Raw genomic sequence first — 26,441 nt, forward strand, 5'->3', positions numbered from 1 at the left:
CCTACCTGGTGGGTGATTCCCACGGTACGGGAGCGTGCTAACTATTGCAAGCACCCTTGTTAGCAGCGGGCTACGGTCAGGTGAACAGCAGCTGCGAGACGGTGTGGATGGTCAACCCGGCGAGCGCTCCGACCACGGTGCCGTTGATCCGGATGAACTGCAGATCCCGCCCGACCTGCAGCTCGATCTTGCGGCTGGCCTCCTCCGCGTCCCAGCGCGCCACCGTGTCGGTGATGACACCGGTGATCTCCTCCGTGTAGTTCGCCGCGATGTACCGCACCCCGCTGTCGAGCCAGCCGTCGACCTTGGTGCGCAGTTCGGCATCGTCGCGCAGCCGCTCGCCCAGCCGCATGACGGTGTCGCGGGTCTTGGCCCGCAACGTGCTGTTCGGGTCGTCGACGGACTCGAGGATCATCCGCTTGGCCACCTTCCACGCCGCCTCGGCGGCACCGGTGACCTCCTTGCGCCCCATGATCTCCGCCTTGACCTTCTCGGCCTTGGCCATGGTTGCCGGGTCGTTCTGCAGGTCGTTCGCGAAGTCGACGAGGAAGCGGTTGGCGGCCAGCCGAACCTCATGCTCCGGGTTCGAGCGCACCTTCCAGGTGAACTCCACGAGCTCCTTGTAGATCTTCTCGCCGAGCAGCGCGTCGACGAACTTCGGCGACCAGGCCGGGCTGTCCCGATCGATGATCCGGTCGATCGTGTCCTGGCTGCCGAGCGCCCACTGATGGGCCCGCTCCGCGAGGAGGTCGAGCAGCGGCAGCTGGCGGTTCTCCTTGATCAACTCCGCGAGCACCTTGCCGATCGGCGGCCCCCAGGCCGGCTCGGCGAGCCTGCGGACGATCGTGCTGTCGATGATCTGCTGGACGTCCTCGTCGCGGAGCACCGAGACGAATCCGCGCAGGATCGTCGCCGTCTCCGCGGCCACCCGCGTCGCGTGCGCAGGATCGGCCAGCCAGGTGCCGACCCGCAACGGGACCTGCGCGGCCTCCACCTTCTGCGACACCACGTCGGGCGCGAGGAAGTTCTGCCCGACGAAGCTACTCAGGTTCGAACCGAGCTGGTCCTTCTTCTTCTTGATGATCGCGGTGTGCGGGATCGGCAGCCCGAGCGGGTGCCGGAACAGCGCGGTCACGGCGAACCAGTCCGCCAGCGCACCGACCATGCCGGCCTCGGACGCGGCCCGCACGTAGCCGACCCATTCCGGGGCACCCTTGGTCTCCTGCCAACGGGACACCAGGTACACCACGGTGGCCAGGACGAGGAACCCCGTTGCGAGGGCCTTCATCCGGCGGAGGTCCCGCTTCTTCGCGGCGTCATCGACGGTGAGCAACTGCACCAGGCCCATTGTGCCGAATCTCCGGGCCACGCCGGGGCAATCGTCGGTCCTCGCCCTGCCCCCCGCCTAAACTGTGCAGGGAGATCAACCGAACGGATGTGGCGAACCCAGTGCCCAAGAACTCAGTGCCAACAGCACAGGACCCCGATCAGACCGAGACCGAGGCCAAGACCGAGAAGCCGGACGGCCGCAAGCGGCGGTGGCGCGAACACAAGATCGCGCGCCGTGAGGAACTGGTCGACGGCACCATCGCGGCCATCCGGGTGCGCGGGCGCGACATCGGCATGGACGAGATCGCGTCCGAGATCGGCGTCTCCAAGACCGTCCTGTACCGGTACTTCAACGACAAGAACGACCTCACCAGCGCCACCATGATGCGCTACGTCGAGACCGTGCTCGCGCCGCGGATGTACGCCGCGATCGGCAGCGACATGGACGAGTACGAGCTGGCACGGATGGCGATCACCGCGTACGTCGAGACCGTCGCCTCCGATCCGGAGGTCTACCTCTACGTGATGGCGAACAGCGCGGGCGGCAACCGCGACGTCGTCGCCGAATCGGAGCGGATGATCGCCGAGCTGCTCTCCGCCGTCCTCGGCGAGCGACTGCGCCTGATGGAGATGGATTCCGGCGGGTCGCTGCCGTGGGCCTACGGGATCGTCGGCGCCGTTCAGCTCGCCACCCACTGGTGGATCTCCAACAAGTCGATGACCGCCGAGAACCTGATCGACTACCTGACGATGATGACCTGGGGCGGGATCACCGGAATCGCGGAGGTCGCCGGCTCCCCCGCCCGCTTCAACGCCAATCCGCACCCGCTGCTCCGCGGGGACACCACCGAGGGCCTCTGACACGGTCTTGTGTTACCTGAAGTAACAGGTAACCTGGTGGGGTGAGCGACTTCAGTGCCGGCACCGGCGAGGACCACGACGAACCGGACGGCTACTCCGGCAGGGCACTGGTCACCGTCGGCGCGCACCCCACCCTCGCGCTCGAGGTCCAGCTGGTCGGCCATTTCGAGCCGATCAGCGGTCGCTATCTCTGGCAGGGCCGGGTCCGCAAGCTCGCGGAGTCGATGCCCGACGGCGTGACGGTCGGACCCGGCGCCGAGTTGGAGATCGAGACCCCCGAGGGCTCGGGCGTCGCGACGGTGTCCTCGATCGATCTCTGGGGCAGCCACATGATCGAGGGCAGGTCGGGTCGACCGTTCGCCGCAATGGAGGACACCGAAGGCCTGGTCTGACTGTTCGCAGGTGCTCCCCGGCCCGCCGACCTACACTCTTGCGCCATGGAGCTACAGACCCGCCAACTTCGCTATTTCGTCGCTGTCGCCGAGGAGCTGAGCTTCACCCGCGCCGCAGAGAAGCTGCACATCGCACAGCAGGCACTGAGCGCGCAGATCAAGCAACTGGAACAGAGCCTGGGCGTGGCACTGCTGACCCGCACCACGCGCAGCGTGACCCTGACCGCGGCCGGAGCCGCGTTCCTCGAGGACGCGTCCGCGACGCTGACGGCGATGGATGCCGCGGCTGAGCGCGCTCGCTCGCTGCAACGCCGCGAGAACGAGCGCCTGGTGCTGGGGTTCGGCGAGGGCGCGGCTCTGATCCTGACCGAGCCGATCCTCTCCACGTTCCGCGATCGGCACCCAGGGGTGACGATCGAGATGCGTCAGTTCAACTACGACGACCCCTCGGCCGGGCTGAACGACCGGTCGGTGGACGTGGCGTTCGTGCGGAGCCCGATCTCCACCGACGGCATCGATTTCGTCCACCTGTTCAGCGAGCCACTCATGGTGGCACTCCCGACCGACCACGCGCTCGCCGATCGCGCCGCGGTTCGCGCGAGCGAGCTCCTCTGCGAGCCCCTGCTCGGTGCGGCCTGCACCGATCCGGCATGGAACGCGTACTGGGAACTCGATGAGCATCGAGATGGGACGCCCGCGCCGGTGGTCTCCCGCTCGACCACGCTGCTGGAGGAATACCAGAAGGTCGCGGCCGGTGTCGGAATCGTCGTGACGACCGCCGCCGCCCGGTGGGTGCCCTACCCCGGGGTGACGCTGGCGCCGATCCTCGATGCCGCCCCCAACGAGATCATGGTGGCCCGTCACCGCGACACCGACTCGGCGTTGGTCCGCTCGTTCATCGACACCGCCCTCCGAGTACGCGATGCGCGCCCGGACCTCGTCGCGAGGCTGAGCGAGCCGGACTTCGATGACCGCACGATGCCGACGTTCATCCCGTACTGACAAGCGCAGCTTGTCGATTCACCGAAAACGGTTGTTACCGTCCGGCGCGCACCGCCCCTAGGATTCCTTGGACGTGCAAATGTCGCACGATGGAGGGTGAAGGATGAGCTGGTCACGCGGTCGCGCTCTCCTGCGCATCGTGACGGCGCCCGCGATCGTCGCCCTCGCCGCGGCACTGCAGGTGCCCGCGCAGTCCGCCGCCGCACCCGCGAGCGAATGGACACTCCCCCGCTTGACGGTGACTGACGGCACCATCACCGACGTGACAGGGCGGACCGTCCTGCTGCGCGGGACGAACGTCAACCAGCTCAACGACTACGCCAAGAACGACCCTTCGCTCCCCGCCACCGCGCCGCTCGAACGCGCCGACTTCACCCGGATGGCGTCGCTCGGCTTCAGCGTCGCGCGGCTGACCGTGGCCTGGTCCGCCCTCGAACCCACCCCGGGCGCGTTCGACGAGGCCTACGTGGCCCGGATTCGCGAGGCCGTGCGCGATGCCGCGGACCACGGCATCTACACCGTGCTCGACATGCACCAGGACGCCTGGGGCAAGGCGGTTGGCACGCCCGAGGACGTGGCCTGCCCGTCGCCGCTCAAGCCCGGCGTCGGATGGGACGGCGCCCCGGCCTGGGCGACCCTCACCGACGGCTGGAGCACCTGCACCCTCGGCGGGATCCGCGAGACCTCGCCCGCCGTCGCCCGCTCGTTCCAGAACTTCTACGACGACACCAAGGGCATCCAGGGCCACCTCGTCGACACCTGGGCGCGACTGGCCGCCCGGTTCGCGGACGAACCCGCGGTCGCCGGCTACGACCTGCTCAACGAGCCCAACCCCGGGCTGCGGGACCCCGTCACCGCCGCCGACCAGATCGGCCGGTACTACCAGCGCGCGGTCGCGGCGATCCGGCAGGCCGAGCAGGGCGCTTTCCCACACCTGGTGTTCTTCGAACCGAGCGCGATCTGGTCCGCATTCGGCGTCGACGCGCTGCCGCCTCCGCGGTACCTCGACGATCCGCTCGTAGTGTTCGCGCCCCACCTCTACAGCGGCTCGATCAACGTCAGCAGCGACATCCCGTCGATCGAGGACGGCTTCCGGCTCGCGCTCGACGGTGCCGCGCGGTACGGGGCCCCGCTGTGGACCGGCGAGTGGGGCTGGTTCGGCGACCCGAGCGACGACGCCGACCAGGTCGACCGCTTCGTCGATGCGATGAACGAACACCGGATCGGCGGGGCCTGGTGGTCCTGGACCCAGGCCTGCGGCGATCCGCACGCCGTCCGCGACGGCAACACCCACAAACCACAGGGCAACCTGAACAAGATCGACTGCCCCTCGGGCCTGCAGCTCGGCCTGGTCGACGGCTTCGCCCGCCCACTCTCGCGCGCCTACCCTCGGGCCGCCCCCGGCGCTCTTGCCGAGGTGACCTCGAACGGGTTCGCAGGCACCGGCACCGGACGCCTCGAAGCCTGGTATCCGGGCGCCGAACGACCCGACCTCGACACCAGCGGAGTCGCAGATCTCGACCTGACCCAGGTCGACGGCGGGTGGCGACTGACCGGGAACACCACGGGGGCGTATCGCGTGACCCAGCACTGAAACCCGCCGTATGGAAACCGGTATACGAAAACTGCCAGATTTCTCACTCTCGCGGGAAAACGCCGTCCGCGATCTCCCTTCACAGAAAAGTTCGATCCGCCGAAATCAACGGTCGTGAGAACACTGGATGAATTCCGGAACCGGCACCGAAAACAATGCCTGGGCCGCCTTTATCTGATGAGCCGCACCGCCGACACCGGAAATCAACCCCAGTCAAGAGTTCCGGCCGCAAGAATCAAGAGAAAATGGTCTTGAACTGGACAGATGTAAGGTCCAGGGAATGTCGATGGCGCCATCTCCACATCAAGAAAACAGCGCAAACACGTCAGCTGCGCGAGCTCCGATGAGCTCTCGACTAAGTGAGTCGAATCTCGCCTGATTTGTTTGACGTTCCACCGCGGCAACAATGATCGACGTGGTAGAAATTGTCACGGTCGCAACCGCATCCTGGTTGCGACCGCGTCAATTCAGTGAGCCGTATTCAAGGAGAAGTCGATGGGAACCATCCTCACGGTCCTCGGTGCAATCGGAAGCGCCATCTCGATCGCGAACTTCGCGAAATCGCTGAGCTGACGGTGTGCAATTCCCGGCGTGGGCCCAGGTGACTGCGACGCCGGGACAAGCCCCGTGCCGGGCACGGTACGAGGCCACCACCCAGTCATGACCGCATCAGCGAGAAGTAGGAGAACATGTCTTCGAACACCGTCCGCCGCGTCGCCGCCCTCGCGGCCGCCACCGCCCTTCCCGCCGGCCTGCTGATGGCAGGCGCCGGTGTCGCGAACGCCGCCCCGACCTGCAACCAGTCGAGCCACACCACCAAGAACGACGCCAGCACGGTGTGGGTGACCCACACCTACGACAAGAGCGTCACCGTCAAGGAAGCCGCCGCAGGCACCAACGTCACCTACAAGATCGAGGTCGGCACCACCGGCATCGGCAACCCGTACGTCAACGCCATCCGCGACTACCCGCCGGCCGGCTTCGGCAAGCCCGTCTCGGCGAAGGTCACCTCCTACCACTTCCTCCAGGGACAACAGACCGAGGACGTCAGCCCGGTGGTGACCGGCGACGGCGGCTGGAGCGTCAACAGCACCGGATGGTTCGTCAACTCGGGCAACTCGGTGATCGCCGAGTTCACCTACAAGGTCCCGAACGGCGCCGCGACCGGCGTCCAGATCACCAGTGGCGGTATCGACGTCGGCGGCACCGTCGGCGTCGGCATCCGACGGGACAACCTCAACGCCTGCTTCACCGTCCGCGAGAAGAACGCGGGCGAGGCCGCCCTCGGCAGCACGGACGGCGCAGGCCTCGGCTCCAGCGAGGGCCAGCTCAGCTCCACCGGCTCGATCAGCGACGTCCTCGGCGACACCATCACCCGAGTCATCCAGAACGGCAGCTAGTCCCGGTCTGCTCGGCGCCGCGATCGCCGCGGCGCCGAGTGCTCGGTCCCCACACTGCGGCCTCGATGTCGACGGCCGCGCACCAGCGACCCAAGGATCACCCATGACTTCAGGACATATCGCGCGCGGCGTCGCCGCGGGCGCAGCGACCACCCTCGCGCTCGGCGCGCTGGCCTTCCTCGGCGCAGGCACCGCCGTCGCCGCCCCCGGATCGATCGCCTGGGACGACGGCAGCTCCCACTTCACCCGCACCGTCAGCAACACCACCCCCAACGCGGGCGAAACCATCACGGTCACAACCAAGTTCGAGCGGACGAGCTGGGTCGACGAGTTCATCTACAACGTCAAGGACCGGCATCCGTCCTGCCTGACCTACGTCCCCGGCTCGGCCAAGATGATCGGCGAGAACGAGTACCCCGTCCTCGACCCCGAGGTCCAGGTCGACGAGGGCAACGGCACCGGCTACGTCCGCGCCTCCTGGGGCATCACCGACTGGGTCGTCCAGAACCGCCCCGGCTTCCACCGATCCCCCACGTTCAGCGTCCGCTACAAGGTCGGCACCGACTGCGCCCGCGGCACCGCTCTGAACACAGGCATGGACTACGGCGGATCACTCGGCAGCGGCAACTACGGCACCAAGGGCCCCTCGGTCACCGTCGGTGCGAACACGGTGTCGACCACCACCGTCAACCCGGTCACCGGAGCCACCGTCGGCAAGGCCACCACCCTCACCGCCAAGGTCGACCCCGCGGCCGCCGGTGGCACCGTCAAGTTCAAGGACGGCGATTCCACGATCGGGACCGCCCCGGTCGGCGCCGACGGCACCGCCACCCTGCAGTGGACCCCCAACACGGCAGGAGAACGCGCGATCACCGCCGAATACTCCGGCAACGGCGCCGTCAACGCCTCCACCGGCTTCGCCGCGGTCACCGTCGCACCCGGCGACGGTGGCGGTGACGGCGGCACCGGCAGCCTCGACACCGGCAGCCTCGGCTCCCTTCTCGGCGGCTTCGGCTCCTGACAACCGGCACACGCTGACCCGAGGTCGGGCTGCGGTGCCACGCCAACACGGCGCCGGAGCCCGACCCCACACACCGACCACAAGGACATCACCATGGCCCCTCGAACCACCCGGCGCGGCGTCGCCGTCGGCGCGGCGACCACCGCCGCGCTCGGAGTACTGTCCCTCCTCGGCTCCGGCGTCGCAGGCGCCGCCCCGGCGACGGTCGCCTGGGACGACTACTACTCCCACTTCACCCGCACCGTCACCAACTCCACCCCCAACCCGGGCGAGATCATCACGATCACCACGAAGTTCGAACGCACCAACTCCACCGAGGAACACCTCTACAACATCAAGGACCGGCACGCGGCCTGCCTGAAGTACGTCCCCGGCTCCGCCAAGATGAACAACACCCCGCTCGACCCGCAGGTCGACGACGGCTCGGTGCCCGGCCGCGACCCGCTCGTCAGCGTCGACTTCGCCCCCAACGACTGGATCGTCCGGAACCAGCCCGGGTCCTCCCCCGTCTTCAGCGTCAGCTACAAGGTCGGTGACGACTGCTCCCGCGGCAACACCCTGACCACCGGCATGGACTACAACGGCTCCCTCGGATCCGGCGGCTACTACACCAAGGGCCCCGGGATCGTCGTCAGCTATCTCGGGTCCGGCGGCGACGGCTCCAGCGGCAGCGTCGGCTCTCTCTTCGGCTCCTGACAACCGGCACCCGATGACAGGTCTGTTCCCGGCCACCGCGGCCGGGAACAGGCCTTGTCACGTCCGGAAGTCGGCGCGAGGAACTCGCGGCCTAGTGCTCGGCCCCGACCGGCCCGCCGATGCCCGAGCGCAGGAAATCGACGAGCGGCGCCGCCAGATCCTCTGCCGTCGCGGGCCCGTGCAGCGGGAACACCGCGGAGGCGAGCAGGATCGAGCCGATCGCCTCGCCCGCCACCTCGAGGTCGACGGCACCGGGCAGGTCTCCGCGGCGCACCCCGGACGCGAGGAACTCCGCGGCGACGTCGCCGAACTGCCCGAACACCCCGAGCAACCGGTCGATCAGCACCGGATCGATCGACGGCGCCTCGAACACCACGAAGCGGATAAGTTCCGGTTCCTGCCGTACCAGCTCGTGCAGCCGATCGACGATGCGCCGGTACCGGTCGAAGAACTCGTCGAGGTCCGCCGACCGCCCGAGCGCGTCGTCGACGATCCGCTCCCTGATCAGTTCGAAACCGCGGTCCACCACCGCGTCGAGCACGTCTCGCTTGCTGGTGAAGTAGTTGTAGAAGGTGCCGTGGCCGACGCCGAGCGCGGCCACGATGTCGGCGACACCGCAGTTCGCGTAGCCATCCGCCACGAACACCTGCGCGGCCGCACGGATCAGCTCGCGGCGTCGCTCCGCACTGCGCCCGCCCGCGGCCCTGTCGTCGGCACCGACGCCGTCGGTCACCTCGCCTGCCCGTCCGCACCCGGCCGGCACAGGCCGAACGACACCAGCGCGACGATCGTGTCGGTGTACCGCGCCCGGTCCGCGGCGCACTGGCCCACGCGCAATCCGCGCAGCAGACCGGGCCAGGTCATGGCGATGATGGAGTGACCGACCGCGTTCGTGTCGAGGTCCTTGCGCAGCCAGCCGCCCAGTATCCCGTGCTCGAGTACCTCCGCGACCAGCCCGGCCAACACCTGCTCGCCCCGCATCACCCGGCGGCCGAACTCGTCCTCGATCGCGCTGGCCTCGACCATCAGGAGCTTGAGGACGTTCGGGGAGTCCTCGACCAACCCGAACAGCGCGTCGGCGAGGGTCCGAATCCGGTCGATCAGCGATTCCAGCGTCTCGGGTGGCTCCAGCAACGCGGGCGCGTCGACGACATCGATCAGTTCCCGCAGGCAGCGGTCCATCACCTGGTCGAGGATCTCGCGCTTGCTGTCGAAGTACCGGTACACGGTGCCGAGGCCGACGCCCGCGCGCTTGGCCACCTGCGCGGCGGTCGTCGCGTCGTAGCCACGCTCGGCGAACTCCTCGATCGCCGACGACACGATCTGATCGCGCCTGGACTCGGACAACCCCGGCTGCGGCGGCCGTCCACGCCGAGCGGGCGCCTCCTCGAGCACCGCGACGAGCGGCTCCGCTTCGCTGGGCGTCGACGGCAAGCCTGGCTCCTTCGGCATCGCGGACTCGGGAACGCACGACAATGCGCCCGCATCGGCGGGCGCATTTCCGGATCGGTTGGTTACCGATCCATGATCAGGATATTACCAACCGCCGGACCTCAGCCGGTGGTCTCGACGACCTCAGCGGCGGTCCCGACCAACTCGAAATCGGACGGGTCGAGCCTGCGGGTGCGCAGCCAGTACTGCCAGGTGAACCCGGGCCAGATGGTGCGGTTGACCCCCTTGGCGTCGAGGTACCAGCTGACGCAGCCGCCGTTGGTCCACACTCCCTTGGACAGCTTGGCCTGGATGTCCACGTTGAACCGATCCTGCACCTCCGGCCGCACCGCGATCGCCTCCGCGCCGCTGCGGTCGACGAGCGCCATCGCCGCCAGCACGTAGCGGATCTGCTGCTCGATCATGAACACCACCGAGTTGTGCCCGAGGGCGGTGTTGGGGCCGAGCAGGAAGAAGGCGTTCGGGTAGCCCGCCACGGTGATCCCCAGATGCGTCTGGATGCCGTGCTCGTTCCAGTACGGCACCAGTTCCCGCCCGCCGACGCCTGCGAGGTTCACGCTGTCGAACCCGTCGGTCACGTGGAAGCCGGTCGCGAAGATGATGGCGTCCGCCTCGCGAACCCGGCCATCCCTTGCCACGATGCCCGACCCGGTGACCCGCTCGATGCCCTCGGTGATGATCTCGACGTTGGGCTTGGCCAGCGCCGGGTAGTAGTCGCTTGACCCCAGGATGCGCTTGCACCCGATCCGGTAGTCGGGCGTGAGCTTCCGTTGCAGCGCCGGATCGGCGATGCTGCGCGCGATGTTCTTCTTCGCGATCCGCTCCAGAGGCCGCATCAGATTCGAGTGGCCGTTGAGTCCGATCGCCAGCGCTTCGGACACCCAGTAGATGCCGTCGCGGAATGCCCTCCGGACCGGCGGCACCAGGCCGAAGACCCGGCGCATCCGCGTGCCGATCGAGAGGTTCTTACGGGGCACCACCCACGCCGGGGTGCGCTGATAGAGCTGCAGGTCGGCCACCGCGTCGACGATCTCGGGCACGAACTGGACGGCGCTGGCGCCGGTGCCGATCACCGCCACCCGCTTGCCTGCGAGGTCGTAGCCGTGGTCCCACCGGGCGGAGTGGAACGCGACACCGCCGAAGTCCGCCATCCCTGGCAGGTCGGGGACGTTCGGGACGTGCAGCGCGCCGACACCTGCGACGAGGTACTGCGCGACGTATTCGTCGCCCTCCTCGGTCCGGACGTGCCAGCGGTTCTCGGTCTCGTCCCAGTACCCGCCGTTGACGGTGCGACCGAAGTGGATCTTGGCCCGCAGCCGGTACTTGTCGGCGAGACCACGGAGGTAGGCGAAGATCTCCTCCTGTCCGGACCACAGCTCGGACCAGCCGGGGTTCGGCTCGAAGGAAAACGAGTACATGTGCGACGGCACGTCGCAGGCGCAGCCGGGATAGGTGTTCTCCCGCCAGGTGCCGCCGACCTCATCGGCCTTCTCCAGGATGACGAAGTCCGGGCGGCCCGCCGTGAGCAGCTGGATCGCCATGCCCATCCCGGAGAAGCCCGCGCCGATGATGAGCACCCGGGACCGGTGCGGCGCCCTGGCCGCACCGCCGCGTGTGTCCGCCGTATGTGATGCCATGTCCGACCTCGACTATCCGGTACCTACCGTCATGCTAATCAGGCGTGACGGCGCTCACCATGGCATCGCGGGCCGAAACGCCGCAGGCAGAGCGGCCCGATCCCGCCGCGCCGTGACTACAGTCACGACATGGCCAAGCTTCCGAAGAATCCAGTCGACAACTGGGAGATCCCCGCGGTCGAGGCGCTGCGGGCGACGCCGGACACCCGCGTTGCCGACATCCAGACCAAGGGCACCCCCGGCTTCGTCGGCGACAAGGCGCTCGGAGAGCGATTGCTCGAGGAACGCGGCGCCCGACTGTCCGCCCTCCAGGAGCTGCTGTACGCCAACGGGCGGTCCGGCGAGACCCGCTCGGTGCTGCTGGTGCTGCAGGGCATGGACACCGCGGGCAAGGGCGGAATGCTCCGGCATGTGATCGGCCACGTGGACCCGCAGGGCGTCGACCACGCCTCCTTCGGCGTCCCGACCGCCGAGGAGAAGCGCCACGACTACCTGTGGCGTATCCGCAAGGCCCTGCCGAGGAAGGGACAGCTCGGCGTCTTCGACCGGTCCCACTACGAGGACGTGCTGGTGGTGCGGGTGCACAACCTGGTGCCACCGGATGTGTGGGAGCCGCGCTACGAGGAGATCAACACGTTCGAGCGGGAACTGGTCGAATCCGGTACGACGATCGTCAAGGTGGCGATGTTCGTGTCGCTGGACGAGCAGAAGGCCCGCCTGGCGGAACGGCTCGAGCGGCCCGACAAGTACTGGAAGTTCAACCCCGGCGACATCACCGAGCGCGGCTACTGGCCGGAGTACCAGAAGGCGTACCAGGCCATGCTCGACCGGACCTCCACCGACCACGCGCCCTGGCACGTGGTGCCCTGCGACCGTAAGTGGTACAGCAGGCTGGCCGTCACCGAACTGCTCATCGACGCACTGGAGAAGCTCGACCTGGACTGGCCACCGGCCGATTTCGACATCGAGGTGGAGAAGGCCCGGCTCGCCGAGTCCTAGGGGCTCGCCGAGTTCTAAGGGAAGTGCGGCGTGTCCCGGCCCAGCTTGTGATCGTGATGAATGGTGCCGCCGACCACGACGACGGCCGTCGTGATCACGAGCACCAGTGCCGACCCCGCGACGATGGCCCAGCCGGGGTGCCCGGACCCCGCCGCCACCAGGAACATCCCCAGGGTGAGCGCGGTGAGCAGGACGCCGCCGAAGCCGACCCACCCGGCGAAAATGTTCAGACTCATCGCTGACTCCTCTCGACCGGTGGCGTCCCCTTTGTCGTCATCGCACGGGCCAGCGGTCGCCGCCGGGCAGCGGGAACCGGGGGGTGTGCTGGTGCACTCGTCGATCGTGGACGACGGCGCTGCTGACGATGCTCGAACCGATCAGCACACAACCAACGCAGACCAGGGCCGCCACGATCGCCCAGCCCATGAAGCCCGATGCCGCCGCGACCACGCTCAGCGCGAACGTGAGGAGGGCGACGAGTCCGAGGGCGTAGCCGATCCACTCGGAGAACAGGCTCAGTTTCTCGGGGAATCGACGCACCCGCCCCGGGAACTGTCGCAGCTGATCAGAGAACATATTCAGCCTCATGTCGGCGAACAGATTCTGGAACATGCTCACTCCTCCTCGACTCGAGGATCGACCTTTGTGTTCGACGCTACGCCCGGTGCTCGAGCCTCGACAAGGCGTCAGAAGCGCTCGACCGGTTGCGGCATCTGGGTGAACTTGCCGACGATCGCAGCGCAGAACCAGTGCAGGTCCGCCGGTCCGCGGCTGGTGATCAGGTTCCGATCCACCACGACCTTCTCGTTCACGTGGCTGCCGCCCGCGTTGATGATGTCGGTGCGCAGGCTCGGCCAGCTGGTCAGGGTCCGACCGCCGACCACGTCCGCATCGAGCAACATCCACGGACCGTGTCCGATCGCGCCGACCGGCTTGCCCACGTGCACGAAGTGCCGCACGAACGCGACCGCGTGGTCGTCGACCCGGAGCCGGTCCGGGTTCATCGTGCCGCCGGGCAGGATCAGGCCGTCGAAATCGTCGACGCTCGCGCGCGAGACCACCAGATCGACCGGAAACCGGTCGGCCGGCTGCACGTCTCCGCGGAACGCCTGGATCTCCCCCGGCTCGAGGGAGATCAGCGTCACCGCGGCACCCGCCTCCTCGACCGCGCGCCGCGGCTCGATCAGCTCGTCCTGTTCGACCCCGTCTGTCGCCAGGATCGCCACCCGGTGACCCTCGAGTTGCCTAGACATGGCCCGACTCCTTCTGCGCTCGCCTGCTGCGCCCGGATCTCCCCGGGCACCCGCCACCGCAGCGAACGCACCCGGGCATGCACCGAGTATGGCGCTCGATCGGGACGACGACCAGGGGTGGTCCCGGCGTCAGCTCACCAGCAGGACACCCACCAGCGCGATCGACGCCACCCAGACGGTCGACACGCTCGCCAGCACGAAGGGACGGGGGCCGACCTCGCGGATGACCGCAAGGCGCACCCCGGCGCCGAGTGCGAACATCGCAGCGGTGAGCAGCGCCGTCTGTGCCAGCCCGGCAACGGCCAGGACGGAACCGGGCAACAATCCGGTCGACCGGAGGCCGACGCAGGCGATGAAGGCCAGCACGAACAGCGGCACCAGTGGTGGACGCTGCGCCGACTCGGCGGCACCGGCAGGCCTGCGCCTGCTGCGCACGCTCAGGTAGGCCATCACCGGGGCGAGCATCAGCACCCGGGCGAGCTTGACGACGGTTGCGACGGCCAGCGCGGCGCCTCCGATCGCCCCTCCGGCTGCAACCACCTGCGCGACCTCGTGGATGGCACCCCCCGCCCACATCCCAGCCGCCCGGTCGCTGAGCCCCATTGCGCTGGACAGCAGCGGGATCGCCGGGATCATCAGGGTGCCGAAGATGACCACGAGGGCGACCGCGGTGAGCAGTTCCTCCTCGCGGGCGTCGACGACCCCGTCCGCGGCAGCGACCGCCGCCGCGCCGCAGATCGAGAATCCGCAGGCGATCAGCACCCGCTGGGTCCACGACAATCCGAGCAGCTTGCCCGCGTACATCGTCCCGGCCATGCCGAGGCACACGATCGCGACGACAACCGCGATGACGCCCCAGCCGAGCCCGAGGATGTCGCTGAACATGAGCTGCAGCCCGAGCAGCGCGATGCCAACCCGGAGCAGGCGCTTGGACGAGAAGGCCAACCCAGGGCGAAACCTCGGCGCGATCGTGAACAGGTTCGCCACCAGCGCCCCGGCCACGATCGCGATCAGCATCGGGCTCACCGTTGGCACCAGCCGCCCGACCCCCATCGCGACCAGCGTGCCGACGACGCTGAGCGCGATGCCGGGAAGGACCTCGGTCAGCTCGTTGCCCGGCCGCACGGGCGGCGTATCCGCTGCGGCCCGGTCGCGAACGAGATTCGACCCGCTCAGTTCTCTGCTCATGAATCGACTGTCCGTTACCCGAGCTAAGTACGGTAGCCGTCAATCCGCCAACACCTCATATCTCTGTGATATAGCAATCCCAATGGGCATACCATGCGCGTATGCCCCGACGTTGGCCCGAGATGGGCGTCCTCGAACTGCTCGTCGGTGTCGACGACCACGGGAGCCTCAGCGCCGCCAGCCGGATCGCCGGCATCGCGCAGCCGAACGCCAGCCGCTCCATGAAGCAACTCGAGCGACAGTTCGGAATGCCCCTGCTGCAGCGCAAGCCGACCGGTTCGACGCTGACGCCCCAGGGGACGGTCATCGCGCACTGGGCACGTCAGGTCCTCGCGGATGCAAGCCAAATGCTCGACGTGGCCGAGGGGATGCGCGCCGAGCGCTCGGCGGAGCTGACCATCGGCGCCAGCATGACCGTTGCCGAGCACCTGATGCCGGGCTGGCTGGGCCGGTTTCGGGGCTTGAATCCCGATGTGACGATCCATCTGCAGGTCCGTAACTCGGCCCAGGTGTTCGACTGCGTCACCGATGGCACCTGCGATGTCGGGTTCGTCGAATCCCCCTCGGTCCCGTCCTCGCTGCACAGCATCACCGTCGCGCGCGATCAGCTGGTCGTGGTCGTCCCCCCCGACCATCCATGGGCCCGCAGGCGTCGGCCACTGACCATCGCCGAGCTCGCCGCCACCTCGCTCCTGGTCCGCGAGCCCGGCTCGGGCACGAGAACCACGCTCGACCTGGCCCTACAGGAGTACGAGCGCGCGTCGCCCATCCTCGAACTGGGCAGTGCCGCCGCCATCCGGACGAGCGTGCTCGGCGGGGTGGGTCCCGCCGTCCTGAGCACGCTCGCGGTCGAGGAGCAGGTGAGATCCGGTGAGCTGCGGGTGATCCACGTCGACGGCCTCGAACTCGGCCGTACCCTCCGGGCCGTGTGGCGCCCTCCCCGTCAACTCGACGGGCCCGCAGGCGATCTCGTGCGACTGGTGCGGCGGACCGCGCAGCAGCGAACCGACTTAACCGAGGCGGACCCGCGTCAGAAGGTCCCGGCGTCGATCACGAAGCGGTAGCGCACATTGCTGGCCACCACCCGGTCGTAGGCCTCGTTGATCCGGTCCGCGGAGATCACCTCGATCTCAGCGCCGATCCCGTGCTCGGCGCAGAAGTTCAGCATCTCCTGCGTCTCGGCGATCCCGCCGACCATCGATCCGGCCAGACTGCGCCGGTTCGCCGCGAGCGAGAATCCGCTGACCCGGATCGGCTTCTCGGGCAGACCGAGCTCCACCAGCGCCCCGTTGACGGCGAGCGTCGACATGTACAGGTCCATGTCGAGGTTCACCGAGACGGTGTTGAGGATCAGGTCGAACCGCGACCGCAGCGCCTTGAAGGTCGCCGGGTCACTCGTCGCGTAATAGTGGTGGGCACCGAAGCGCAGGCCGTCGTCCTGCTTGCTCAGCGTCTGGCTCAGCACGGTCACCTCCGCACCGAGGGCGGCGGCGATCTTCACCCCGACGTGTCCGAGCCCGCCCATGCCGATGATCGCGACCTGCTTGCCCGGGCCCGCACCCCAGTGCCGCAGCGGCGAGTACAGCGTGATGCCAGCGCAGAGCAGCGGCGCGGCGACGTCGAGCGCGAGACCGTCCGGGATGCTGAGCACGAACCCCTCGGTGACCACGATATGGGTGGAGTACCCGCCCATCGTGTACTCACCGTCACCGATACGCGAGTTGTAGGTCTGCACAACGCGTTTGGTGCAGTATTGCTCGTCCCCGGACGAGCAGGCGCCGCAGGCGCCGCATGAGTCGACAAAGCAACCGACGCCGACGCGGTCCCCTATCCGATGCCGGGTGACCTCGGAGCCAACGGCCGTGACGACGCCCGCGATCTCGTGGCCCGGCACCACCGGATAGTGGGTGCCACCCCACTCGTTGCGCGCGGTGTGGATGTCGGAGTGGCAGATCCCCGAGTACTTGATCTCGATGAGCACATCGAGCGGGCCGAGATCCCTGCGCTCGATGCCGACCTTCTCGAGCGGTCCGTCGGCACTGGTCGCGGCGTAGGCGGAAACGGTGAGCATGTCTACATGTCTACAGGCCTATCGGCAGATCCCGAGCCACGCAACGCCGGATAGAAGTGCCGGACCGAATTCTCGAAAAGCCATTGTGCGACCCGGGCGGCCTCCCTACCATCTCCGCGATCTGGACGAACGTCCACATTTGACATTTGACGGCCCTGGAGGAAATCCATGCGAAAACTTCTGGCGATCGGCGTCGCCACACTCGGAATCGCGATGGCGTGCGTGCCCGCCGTCGCCACCGCCGACCAACCGCCCGTGACGCCGGTCAGTCAGGTACGCGTCGAGGGCCGCACCCTCGTCGACGGACACGGCCGCGCGTTGCTGCTGCACGGAGTCAACAGCGTCGACAAGGAACCTCCGTACCTCACCGACACGATCACGGCGGGCGAGGCCGACCTACTCGCCCGGCACGGGTTCAACACCGTCCGGCTGGGCGTGTCCTTCGACGCATTGATGCCAACGCGCGATCGTATCGACACCGCCTACCTGAACCGGGTCGCCAGCACGGTCGACCTGCTCGGCGCCCGCGGCATCTACGTGCTGCTGGACAACCACCAGGACTCGCTGGGCAGCCCCTGGGGCGGCAACGGGTTCCCGGCATGGTCCATCGAGGCGAGGCCGGCCGCAGACGAGAACAACCCCGGATTCCCGATGAACTACCTGATGCCGAGCATGAACAAGGGCTGGGACGAGGTCTGGAACAACACCAACGGGGTGCTCGACAAGCTCGGCACCGCCCTCGCCGCCCTGGCCGCGAAGGTCAACGGCAAGCCGGCGGTCCTCGGCATCGAAGTGCTGAACGAACCGTGGCCGGGATCGCCCTACCTGAGCTGCTTCCCCCTCGGCTGCTCGGACTTCGACAAGAAGTACCAGGCGGCACTGGAGAAGGTGACCACCTACATCCGGGATGCGAACGCGGCGGTTCCCGTCTTCTGGGAGCCGAATGTGACGTGGAACCAGCTGATGCCGAGCAACCTTGGCAAGCAGCCCATCTCCGATCCCAACGTGGCGTTCTCCGTGCACGACTACTGCATCCCCAGCCAGCTGAGCATCTACAGCGGGCTACCGGGGTGGGTGGCGGCCCTGTGCCCGGCACAGCACGACCGCACCTGGGGGAACATCGAGGCCCTGCAGGCCCGCACCAACCGGCCCGCGCTGGTCACCGAGTTCGGCGACGCCGACACCAACACACTGAAGGCCACCGTGTCACGAGCCGATGGTCGAAACATCGGATGGCAGTACTGGCACTACAACGGCGGCGACCCGTTCCAGGGCGAGGTGGGCACGCAGCTCGTTCGCACCTACCCGCAGGCCACCGCCGGCGTCCCGGGAAAGCTCCGGTTCAACACGACCGGTGGCGATTTCGAGTACACCTACCAGCCGCGCCCGTCCGCCAAGCCCACTGAGATCTACGTCTCCGACCTGCACTACCCCGGCGGATACGTCAGCGAGGTCACCGGCGGCCGGGTCACGTCCGCGGCGGGCGCTCGCATCGTGACCGTCCAGGCCGACGGCACGGCGCCCGTCACCGTCCGGATCCACCGCCCCGACTCCAACGGCAACGACCTCCCGACGTCGGGTTCCGCCGACGCCGGTTCGGGCGAGACCGGCTCGGGCGGGGTCGGGAGCATCGGTTCCTGACACCCCCTGCAACACGACAAGGGCTCCGGACCTTCTTGGTCCGGAGCCCTTGTCGTTCACCGCTAATCGGCCGAGGACGCACGGCTCTCGTACACACAGGGTCCCACGGCGGTGGTGAGCGTGCGCTCCTCGCGCCAGGAATTGAGATCCCCCGAAACCCCGCGCGTCTACCGGAGGCCTCCCTACGATCACACCATTTGGTCATGTGTCCAAATGGCTGTCCGAATCCACGGAGGCAATACATGCACAGACTGCTCACGATCGGCTTCTCCGCCGCAATACTCACAACCCTGGTCGCCGCGACGCCCGCGATCGCCGCCGCCGACGAGGTCGCGCGACCACCGGCAAGCCAGCTTCACACCGAAGGCCGTTGGTTGGTCGACGAGTTCGGGCGTACGGTCCTGCTGCACGGGGTGAACAACGTCGACAAACAACCGCCGTACGTCACCCCGGGGGACGGACTGACACTCACCGCAGCCGACGCCGATCTGCTCGCCGGGCACGGGTTCAACACCGTCCGCCTCGGCGTGTCCTTCGACGGCCTGATGCCCGAGCGGGGCCAGATCGACCCCGCATACCTCGATCGGGTCGCCGACACGGTCGACGTCCTCGGCACCCGCGGCATCCACGTCCTGCTCGACAACCATCAGGATGGGCTCTCGAGCATATGGGGCGGCAACGGTTTTCCCGCCTGGTCCATCGAGGCGCGCCCCCTACCCGGCGAGCCGAACCCCGGTTTCCCGCTGAACTACCTGATGCCGACGATGAACCTCGGCTGGGACGAGGTCTGGAACAACTCGCACGGCGCGCTCGACCACCTCGGCGCAGCCCTCGGCGCACTCGCCGCGAAGGTGAACGGCAAACCGAGCGTGATGGGCATCGAGCTGCTGAACGAGCCGTGGCCCGGATCGCCGTTCCTGACCTGTTTCCCGAACGGCTGCCCGGACTTCGACCGGAAGTACCAGGCTGCGATGCAGAAGCTCACCGATCACGTCCGCGCCGCGAATCCGACGGTTCCCGTGTTCTGGGAGCCGAATGTCACCTGGAACCAGATGATGCCGACGAACCTCGCCAACCCGCCCGCGACACCCGCGATCGGCGACCCGAACATCGTCTTCGCCCCGCACGACTACTGCATCCCCAGCCAGCTCGCCATCTACCTCGACCTGCCGGAGGCATTGCGCGCCGGCTGCGACCTGCAGCAGGCCAACACCTGGCGCAACATCGACGTGCTCACCGAGCGCGCCGATATCCCGACCGTGGTGACCGAGTTCGGCGACGGCGACCCCACCGTGCTCGCCAGCACCCTCGCCAGCGCCGACGAGCGCTTCATCGGGTGGCAGTACTGGCACTACAGCAGCACTTTCGGGCCGACCGACCGCCCCGATCCGTTCCTCGGTGAGGTGGGCAAGCAGCTCGTCCGCACCTACCCGCAGGCCACCGCCGGTGTCCCGGGGAGGCTCCGGTTCAACTCGACCGGTGGCGATTTCGAGTACACCTACCAGCCGCGCCCGTCCGCCAAGCCCACTGAGATCTACGTCTCCGACCTGCACTACCCCGGCGGATACGTCAGCGAGGTCACAGGCGGCCGGGTCACGTCCGCGGCGGGCGCTCGCATCGTGACCGTCCAGGCCGACGGCACGGCGCCCGTCACCGTCCGGATCCACCGCCCCGACTCCGACGGCAACGACCTCCCGACGTCGGGTTCCGCCGATGCCGGTTCGGGCGAGAGCGGTTCGGGCGGTGGCGGTTCGATCGGGACCGGGAGCCTCGGCTCCTGACACCCCCTCGGTACGACGAGGGCTCCGGACCTGATGGTCCGGAGCCCTTGTCGTGCAACGCTACTCGGCCGAGGCCGCCTTCTCCGCCCTACGGCGCAGGCGGCGCGCCGCGGCCACGAGGTTCCGCAGCGACGGCTCGAGCTGCCAGTAGTGCCTGGTCTTGAGGCCGCCGTCCGGGTTGGCCCACAGTCGGTCCAGCTCCACGGACTCCGCCGCCTCGGTGAGCAGCTCGTCGAGCTCGTCGATGTCCGGGATCCGGGCCGAACGGCTCTCGTACACACCGGGTCCAACACCGTGGGTGAGCTTGCGCTCCTTGATGGCGTCGAGCACCCAGGTGATCGAGCGGGTCGCCACGATCGCGGTCACGTCGCAGTCCATCCGCTCGATCGCGTCCACCACCGACTTCTGGGTCGTGTAGGTCAGGTGGGTGTGGATCTGCGTCTCAGGCTTGGCACCGCCGGTCGCCAGCTTGAACGCGTCGACCGCCCAGTCCAGGTACTCCTTGCGGCCGCCGGCCCTCAGCGGCAACAACTCCCGGATCGCCGGCTCGTCGACCTGGATGATCGAGATGCCCGCGGCCTCCAGATCGGCCACCTCGTCACGGATCGCCAGCGCCAACTGATCCGCGGTCTCGTGCAGCGGCTGGTCCTGCCGGACGAACGAGCGCGCCAGCATGGTGATCGGACCGGTGAGCATGCCCTTGACCGGCTTGTCGGTCAGTGACTGCGCGTAGCCGATCCACTCCACGCTCATCGGCCCCCGCCTGCGGACGTCGCCGTAGAGGATCGGCGGCCGCACGCAGCGCGAGCCGTATGCCTGCACCCAGCCGTTGTGAGTGGATGCGAATCCGTCCATCAGCTCGGCGAAGTACTGGATCATGTCGTTGCGCTCGTGCTCGCCGTGCACCAGGACGTCGAGGCCGATGTCCTCCTGCAGCCGGATCGTGCTCTCGATCTCGGCCTGGATCCGCTTGACGTAGTCCTCCCACTCGAGGCGACCCTGGCCGAGCTCGTAGCGTGCCTGGCGGATCGCGTCGGTCTGCGGGAACGAACCGAGGGTCGTCGCAGGCACCTTCGGCAGGTTCAGCTTCGCCTGCTGCGCCCGCAGGCGGACCTCGTACGGCGCCCGGATGCGATCCTCGGCCTTGATGGCGTAGACCCGTTGGCGCACTTCGTGCTTCTGCTTGAAATGCACCTTCGTCGGCTTCTTGCGCCAGCGCTCGGACGGACCCTCGGTGAGCGCCTTGGCCAGCGAGACCACCTCACCGACCTTCTGCTTGGCGAAGGCGAGCCGGTCCGCGACGTCACCGTCGAGGTCCCACTCGGCCAGCACGTCGTAGGGCACGTGCATCAGCGAACAGGACGTCGAGACCACGAGATCCGGGATCACGTCCTTGAGCGAGGACAGGTAGGTGAGCGTGACGAAGCTGTCTGCCCGCCAGACGTTTCTGCCGTTCACAACGCCCGCGTAGATGCGCTTGCGCTTCAAGCCGGGGATCTTCGCCAGCTCGTCGGCCGCGACCTTGCCGTAGACCAGGTCGAGCCCGAGCGCCTCGACCTTGGTGGCGGCCAGGATCGGCAGGGCCTCACCGAGATTCCCGTACGGGCCGGTGACCAGGATCCGCGGTCGCAGCGGCGCATGGGACAGCGTGGTGTACGCCCGGTCGAGCGCGGCCAGTTCCTCGGAGGTGCGGTCCTGGGTGAAGGCGGGCTCGTCGAGCTGGACGCAGGTGGCCCCGGCCTTGGCGAGCAGTTCGAACAGCGCCTCGTACTGCGGCAGCAGCGAATCCAGCAGGTCGAGCACCGAGAAGTCGTCCACCGCATCGGCGCTCGCCTTCGACAGCAGCAACAGCGAGACCGGGCCGAGGATGACCGGGCGCAGCTCGATGCCGCGCGCCTTGGCCCGTTCGAACTCGTCCATCAGCGCGTCGGCACGCAGGGTGAAGACGGTGCGCTCGTCGAGCTCGGGCTGGCGGTAGTAGTAGTTGGTGTCGATGAACCGCACCAGCTCCAGCGGCGGGAAGTCGGGCCGGCCGCGGGCCATGGTGAAGTAGAAGTCGAGTTCGTTCAGCTCACCCTCGAGCGGGGCGAACCGGCCGGGCACGGCGCCGAAGAGCAGCGCGTTGTCCAGCACGTGGTCGTAGTAGGAGAAGGTGTTGCCTGGGACCTGCGTCAGGCCGGTCGCGGCCAGCTCGCTCCAGGTCTGCTCCTGGAGCTCCCGGCCGACGGCGATCAGCTCGGCCTGGCTGGACTTCCCGTGCCAATACGCTTCGAGTGCCCGCTTGAGTTCGCGTCGTGGCCCGATCCTCGGGTACCCCAGGACGCTGGAGCCGTAGGTGGCGGCGCTGTTGGACATCGTGTCGACCTCTCCCTCGATGCGCTTCGCGCCCGTGGGCCTTTCTCACTGCCACAGCGTTGCTGTCACAAACAATGAAAGGCCCACGGGCGCCGAAGGTGCGTACTGGTGAAGCTACCTAGCTTGCTTTCTTCGTGCTCCGACCGTTCTCGCCGTACTCGTAGAAGCCCGCGCCGGACTTCTTGCCGACGAGTCCGGCCTCGACCATGCGCAGCAGCAGCGGCGGAGCCGAGTAGAGCGGCTCCTTGAACTCCTCGTACATCGAGTCCGCGATCGACTTGACGGTGTCGAGGCCGACCAGGTCCGTCAGGGCAAGCGGGCCCATCGGGTGGTTACAGCCGAGCACCATCGCGCGGTCCACGTCCTCCTTGGTCGCGAATCCGGACTCGACCATCCGAATCGCCGACAGCAGGTACGGCACGAGCAGCGCGTTGACGACGAACCCGGAGCGGTCGGCGCTGCGGACGACCTGCTTGCCGAGGACCTCGCTCGCGAAGGCCTCGGCCCGCTCGGAGACCGCGGAGCTGGTCTTGAGGGTGGTGACGAGCTCGACGAGCGGGAGCACGGGCACCGGGTTGAAGAAGTGCATGCCGATCACACGCTCGGGCGCCTTGGTGGCGATGCCCAGCTTCATGATCGGGATGGAGGAGGTGTTGGAGGCCAGCACCGCATTCGGGTCCGTGACCACCTGGTCGAGCTCGGCGAAGATCGCGCTCTTGACCTTCTCGTCCTCGAGGACGGCCTCCACGACGAGCTGCCGATCGGCGAAGTCGCCGAGGTCGGAGGTGAAGCGCAGCCGCCAGGCGGCCTGCTCCCGCTCACGCTCGGTGATCTTGCCGCTGCTCACACCGCGGTCCAGCGACCGCAGGATGCGGGCACGGCCGGCCGCCGCGAGCTCGCGGGTCTGCTCGAACACCAGAACATCGACATGTGCGCGGGCGCACACCTCGGCGATTCCGGCGCCCATGATGCCTGCGCCGATCACGCCGACGCGCTGAATCTTTTCGCTGGTCACGTCAGCTCCTCATCGTCTAGTGGAGTCGTCCGCACCGCGGGGCCCGGGCTGTGGGCCCCGCGGTGGGTGGGACGGGTCGTGCAGGTGAAGCGGGGGTTCCTAGTGGAACTGGCCCTCTTCGGTGGAGCCCTTCAGCGCCGCGGTGGACGTGTTGGGGTCGACCGTGGTGGCGATGCTGTCGAAGTAGCCGGCGCCGACCTCACGCTGGTGCTTGATGGCGGTGAAGCCACGCTCCTCGGCGGCCTTGAACTCGCGCTCCTGCAGGTCGACGAAGGCGGTCATGCCCTCGCGGGCGTAGCCGTGCGCCAGGTCGAACATGCCGTAGTTGAGCGAGTGGAAGCCGGCGAGGGTGATGAACTGGAACTTGAAGCCCATCGCGCCGAGCTCCTTCTGGAACTTCGCGATGGTCGCGTCGTCCAGGTGCTGCTTCCAGTTGAAGGACGGGGAGCAGTTGTAGGCCAGCAGCTGGTCCGGGAACTCGCTGCGGACGGCCTCGGCGAACTGCTTGGCGACCTCGAGGTCCGGCACACCGGTCTCCATCCAGATGAGGTCGGAGTACGGGGCGTAGGCCTTGGCACGCGCGATGCAGGGCTCGATGCCGTTCTTGATGCCGTAGAAGCCCTCGGCGGTGCGGGTGCCGTCGAGGAACGGGCGGTCACGCTCGTCCACATCGGAGGTGATGAGGGTGGCGGCCTCGGCGTCGGTGCGCGCGATGACGACGGTGGGGACGTCCGCGACGTCGGCCGCGAGACGCGCCGAGGTCAGGGTGCGGATGTGCTGCTGGGTCGGGATGAGCACCTTGCCACCGAGGTGGCCGCACTTCTTCTCCGACGCGAGCTGGTCCTCCCAGTGCGAACCGGCGACACCGGCCGCGATCATGGCCTTCTGCAGCTCGTAGACGTTCAGCGCGCCGCCGAAGCCGGCCTCGCCGTCCGCGACGATCGGGGCGAGCCAGTTCTCGACGGAGGTGTCACCCTCGACCTTGGCGATCTCGTCGGCGCGCAGCAGCGCGTTGTTGATGCGACGGACGACCTGCGGCACCGAGTTGGCCGGGTAGAGGCTCTGGTCCGGGTAGGTGTGACCCGAGAGGTTCGCGTCACCGGCGACCTGCCAGCCGGAGAGGTAGATGGCCTTGAGGCCGGCGCGCACCTGCTGCACGGCCTGGTTGCCGGTGAGGGCGCCGAGGGAGTTGATGTAGTCCTCGTTGTTCACGAGGTCCCACAGGATCTCCGAGCCACGGCGGGCCAGGGTGGCCTCCTCGACGACGGAGCCCTGGAGCTTGACGACCTGCTCGGCCGTGTAGTTACGGGTGAGTCCCTTCCAGCGGGGATTGGTGTCCCAATCCTGCTGGATCTCAGCTGCGGTCTTCGGGGTGCCGGTGGTCGACATCGAGGCTCCACTCTCTTGTATCTGCTGGTCCGGTACGGATGTACTGCTTCACATCCTTGCCAGGCCCTTCGTATGTACTTAACGAGAGTGGCACACGCAAAAACTGCCGTCTACCTGTTGCTAATGCCAATCTTGGCTAGGTTTTCAAACAGGGTTGCTAACTTTGCAAAGTTCGGACCGGCCAAGCGAGCGCTTGGCTACCGGCAAGTAGCTTGGCGAGCTACCGGCAAGTAGGTTCCGACCTGCGGATTGTTCGGGGCACGCGAGCGGTTGCGGTCGCGCCGATTCCGCCGCCCGACCGAGGACCGCGCGGGCGCCCGATCACGGCGGACCCGACCCGGTTGTGAGGGCAATCACGTCGCCCGACGCCGACGGCCGGCTCGTTCACACCCATCGCGGCGAAGTCCGCGCCGCCCGCCGCGCCGCCGGTTAGCGTTTCGGCCATGAGACTGCGGCTCGGGCGCCCCGATATCAACCGGTACGCGGATCGATTCGACCTCACCCCGGCAACCGACGGGCTCACGGTCACGTTTCTCGGCGTCGCGAGCCTGCTCGTCGACGACGGCTCGTCGGCGATCATGACCGACGGGTTCTTCAGCCGTCCCGGCCTGGCTCGCGTGGCACTGGGCAGGATCGCGCCCGACGCGACGCGGATCGACGCGGCGCTGGCGCGGGCCGCCGTCACCCGGCTCGAGGCGGTCATCCCCGTGCACACCCATTTCGACCACGCGCTCGACTCCCCCGCGGTGGCCGAGAGGACGGGTGCCCGGCTGGTCGGCGGCGAGTCGACGGCCTGGATCGGGCGCGGCCACGGGCTGCCCGCCGACCGAATCGCGGTCGCGACCCCCGGCGCCGCGATGGCGCTCGGCGCGTTCGAGGTGACGATGATCGAGTCGCACCACTGCCCGCCGGACCGCTATCCCGGCCAGATCATCGCGCCCGTCGTCCCGCCGGTGAAGACCTCGGCGTATCGCTGCGGCGAGGCCTGGTCGATCATCGTCGGCCACCCGTCCTCCGGGAGGTCACTGCTCGTGCAGGGCAGCGCCGGGTACGTCCCCGGCGCGCTGGCAGGCAGGCGGGCCGACGTGGCCTACCTCGGGGTGGGGCAGCTCGGCGTCCAGCCCGACGCCTACATCGAGGAGTACTGGCGCGAGACCGTCCGCGAGGTGGGCGCCCGGCGCGCGGTGCTGATCCACTGGGACGACTTCTTCCGGCCGCTGTCGAGGCCGCTGCGCGCGCTCCCCTACGCAGGCGACGACCTCGACCGCACGATGGCGGTGCTCACCCGGCTGGCCGACGAGGACGGCGTGGCGCTGAGCTTCCCGACCGTCTTCGCCCGCGAGAACCCTTGGGCCTGACCGCGGG

24 protein-coding genes are annotated in these 26,441 nt (G+C 68.1%); 12 read left to right on the forward strand and 12 right to left on the reverse strand.

The genetic code is table 11. The annotated features are described in order from the left end of the window. Positions 1 to 76: 76 nt before the first annotated feature. The gene (locus tag BR31_RS0112055; protein WP_027501189.1) at positions 77 to 1,348 is read right to left on the reverse strand and encodes a DUF445 domain-containing protein; all 1,272 of its coding nucleotides are present in this window, start codon (positions 1,346 to 1,348) and stop codon (positions 77 to 79) included. A 101-nt stretch (positions 1,349 to 1,449) separates the two neighbouring features. Between BR31_RS0112055 and BR31_RS0112060 the strand changes: the two genes are divergently transcribed. From BR31_RS0112060 to BR31_RS30595, 7 genes are all read left to right on the forward strand, one after another. Beyond that, complete coding sequence (locus BR31_RS0112060; RefSeq protein ID WP_051637336.1) at positions 1,450 to 2,190, forward strand: TetR/AcrR family transcriptional regulator; 741 nt, start codon at positions 1,450 to 1,452, stop codon at positions 2,188 to 2,190. Positions 2,191 to 2,231: 41 nt separating this feature from the next. Then, entirely contained in the window at positions 2,232 to 2,582 is a 351-nt protein-coding gene (locus BR31_RS0112065) for a DUF4873 domain-containing protein (RefSeq protein ID WP_027501191.1), read from the forward strand. A gap of 45 nt (positions 2,583 to 2,627) precedes the next feature. Further along, the gene (locus BR31_RS28350; RefSeq protein ID WP_051637337.1) at positions 2,628 to 3,584 is read left to right on the forward strand and encodes a LysR family transcriptional regulator; all 957 of its coding nucleotides are present in this window, start codon (positions 2,628 to 2,630) and stop codon (positions 3,582 to 3,584) included. A gap of 103 nt (positions 3,585 to 3,687) precedes the next feature. Further along, positions 3,688 to 5,178: a glycoside hydrolase family 5 protein gene (locus BR31_RS0112075; protein ID WP_037176414.1), complete on the forward strand. Its 1,491-nt coding sequence runs from the start codon at positions 3,688 to 3,690 to the stop codon at positions 5,176 to 5,178. A gap of 689 nt (positions 5,179 to 5,867) precedes the next feature. After that, positions 5,868 to 6,578, forward strand: a complete 711-nt coding sequence (locus BR31_RS0112080; protein WP_027501193.1) for a hypothetical protein — start codon at positions 5,868 to 5,870, stop codon at positions 6,576 to 6,578. 103 nt (positions 6,579 to 6,681) lie between these two features. After that, positions 6,682 to 7,599: an Ig-like domain-containing protein gene (locus tag BR31_RS28355; protein ID WP_051637338.1), complete on the forward strand. Its 918-nt coding sequence runs from the start codon at positions 6,682 to 6,684 to the stop codon at positions 7,597 to 7,599. A 93-nt stretch (positions 7,600 to 7,692) separates the two neighbouring features. After that, positions 7,693 to 8,295 (forward strand): hypothetical protein, encoded by a 603-nt coding sequence (locus BR31_RS30595; protein WP_027501194.1) that lies wholly within the window; start codon positions 7,693 to 7,695, stop codon positions 8,293 to 8,295. Positions 8,296 to 8,386: 91 nt separating this feature from the next. On the opposite strand, the gene BR31_RS31875 is transcribed toward BR31_RS30595, so the two are convergent. The 3 genes from BR31_RS31875 to BR31_RS0112105 form a co-directional block, all read right to left on the reverse strand. Then, entirely contained in the window at positions 8,387 to 9,028 is a 642-nt protein-coding gene (locus tag BR31_RS31875; RefSeq protein WP_143069392.1) for a TetR/AcrR family transcriptional regulator, read from the reverse strand. Then, positions 9,025 to 9,729, reverse strand: a complete 705-nt coding sequence (locus tag BR31_RS0112100; RefSeq protein ID WP_197023601.1) for a TetR/AcrR family transcriptional regulator — start codon at positions 9,727 to 9,729, stop codon at positions 9,025 to 9,027. Before BR31_RS0112100 ends, BR31_RS31875 begins: the two co-directional genes overlap by 4 nt. 119 nt (positions 9,730 to 9,848) lie before the next feature. Further along, on the reverse strand, positions 9,849 to 11,384 hold the full coding sequence (locus BR31_RS0112105) for a flavin-containing monooxygenase (RefSeq protein WP_051637339.1): 1,536 nt from the start codon (positions 11,382 to 11,384) through the stop codon (positions 9,849 to 9,851). A 129-nt stretch (positions 11,385 to 11,513) separates the two neighbouring features. Between BR31_RS0112105 and BR31_RS0112110 the strand changes: the two genes are divergently transcribed. Further along, positions 11,514 to 12,383: a polyphosphate kinase 2 family protein gene (locus tag BR31_RS0112110; RefSeq protein ID WP_037176417.1), complete on the forward strand. Its 870-nt coding sequence runs from the start codon at positions 11,514 to 11,516 to the stop codon at positions 12,381 to 12,383. 14 nt (positions 12,384 to 12,397) lie between these two features. On the opposite strand, the gene BR31_RS0112115 is transcribed toward BR31_RS0112110, so the two are convergent. From BR31_RS0112115 to BR31_RS0112130, 4 genes are all read right to left on the reverse strand, one after another. Beyond that, positions 12,398 to 12,619, reverse strand: a complete 222-nt coding sequence (locus BR31_RS0112115) for a hypothetical protein (protein ID WP_027501199.1) — start codon at positions 12,617 to 12,619, stop codon at positions 12,398 to 12,400. A 37-nt stretch (positions 12,620 to 12,656) separates the two neighbouring features. After that, positions 12,657 to 12,995 carry a hypothetical protein gene (locus BR31_RS0112120; RefSeq protein ID WP_231496459.1) on the reverse strand — a complete coding sequence of 113 codons (339 nt, stop codon included), beginning with the start codon at positions 12,993 to 12,995 and terminating at the stop codon, positions 12,657 to 12,659. A gap of 74 nt (positions 12,996 to 13,069) precedes the next feature. Continuing rightward, positions 13,070 to 13,636 carry a type 1 glutamine amidotransferase domain-containing protein gene (locus tag BR31_RS0112125; protein ID WP_027501201.1) on the reverse strand — a complete coding sequence of 189 codons (567 nt, stop codon included), beginning with the start codon at positions 13,634 to 13,636 and terminating at the stop codon, positions 13,070 to 13,072. Positions 13,637 to 13,765: 129 nt separating this feature from the next. Next, on the reverse strand, positions 13,766 to 14,824 hold the full coding sequence (locus BR31_RS0112130) for a YeiH family protein (RefSeq protein WP_027501202.1): 1,059 nt from the start codon (positions 14,822 to 14,824) through the stop codon (positions 13,766 to 13,768). Between the two features lie 101 nt (positions 14,825 to 14,925). Between BR31_RS0112130 and BR31_RS28365 the strand changes: the two genes are divergently transcribed. Next, positions 14,926 to 15,888 carry a LysR family transcriptional regulator gene (locus BR31_RS28365; protein ID WP_051637341.1) on the forward strand — a complete coding sequence of 321 codons (963 nt, stop codon included), beginning with the start codon at positions 14,926 to 14,928 and terminating at the stop codon, positions 15,886 to 15,888. Here the strand turns inward: BR31_RS28365 and BR31_RS0112140 are convergent. Further along, positions 15,855 to 16,895, reverse strand: coding sequence for an NAD(P)-dependent alcohol dehydrogenase (locus BR31_RS0112140; protein ID WP_027501203.1), 1,041 nt, complete (start codon positions 16,893 to 16,895; stop codon positions 15,855 to 15,857). The two genes, BR31_RS28365 and BR31_RS0112140, sit on opposite strands and share 34 nt — an antisense overlap. Before the next feature lie 168 nt (positions 16,896 to 17,063). On the opposite strand from BR31_RS0112140, the gene BR31_RS0112145 reads away from it, so the two are divergent. Both BR31_RS0112145 and BR31_RS28370 read left to right on the forward strand, forming a co-directional pair. Beyond that, positions 17,064 to 18,536 (forward strand): endoglycoceramidase I, encoded by a 1,473-nt coding sequence (locus BR31_RS0112145; RefSeq protein ID WP_027501204.1) that lies wholly within the window; start codon positions 17,064 to 17,066, stop codon positions 18,534 to 18,536. 242 nt (positions 18,537 to 18,778) lie between these two features. Further along, on the forward strand, positions 18,779 to 20,317 hold the full coding sequence (locus tag BR31_RS28370; protein ID WP_037176420.1) for an endoglycoceramidase I: 1,539 nt from the start codon (positions 18,779 to 18,781) through the stop codon (positions 20,315 to 20,317). Between the two features lie 60 nt (positions 20,318 to 20,377). Here BR31_RS28370 and metE read toward each other — a convergent pair whose 3' ends face one another. The 3 genes from metE to aceA form a co-directional block, all read right to left on the reverse strand. Continuing rightward, a complete protein-coding gene (gene metE / locus BR31_RS0112155) occupies positions 20,378 to 22,672 on the reverse strand; it encodes a 5-methyltetrahydropteroyltriglutamate--homocysteine S-methyltransferase (RefSeq protein ID WP_027501205.1) in 2,295 nt (764 codons plus the stop codon). A gap of 118 nt (positions 22,673 to 22,790) precedes the next feature. Further along, the gene (locus BR31_RS0112160; protein WP_027501206.1) at positions 22,791 to 23,687 is read right to left on the reverse strand and encodes a 3-hydroxybutyryl-CoA dehydrogenase; all 897 of its coding nucleotides are present in this window, start codon (positions 23,685 to 23,687) and stop codon (positions 22,791 to 22,793) included. A 99-nt stretch (positions 23,688 to 23,786) separates the two neighbouring features. Then, positions 23,787 to 25,076 carry an isocitrate lyase gene (gene aceA / locus BR31_RS0112165; RefSeq protein ID WP_027501207.1) on the reverse strand — a complete coding sequence of 430 codons (1,290 nt, stop codon included), beginning with the start codon at positions 25,074 to 25,076 and terminating at the stop codon, positions 23,787 to 23,789. A gap of 443 nt (positions 25,077 to 25,519) precedes the next feature. Between aceA and BR31_RS0112170 the strand changes: the two genes are divergently transcribed. Continuing rightward, the gene (locus tag BR31_RS0112170; RefSeq protein WP_027501208.1) at positions 25,520 to 26,434 is read left to right on the forward strand and encodes an MBL fold metallo-hydrolase; all 915 of its coding nucleotides are present in this window, start codon (positions 25,520 to 25,522) and stop codon (positions 26,432 to 26,434) included. Positions 26,435 to 26,441: the final 7 nt, after the last annotated feature.

It is taken from the genome of Rhodococcus sp. UNC363MFTsu5.1 (assembly GCF_000686785.1).
Lineage (GTDB): Bacteria > Actinomycetota > Actinomycetes > Mycobacteriales > Mycobacteriaceae > Rhodococcus_G > Rhodococcus_G maanshanensis.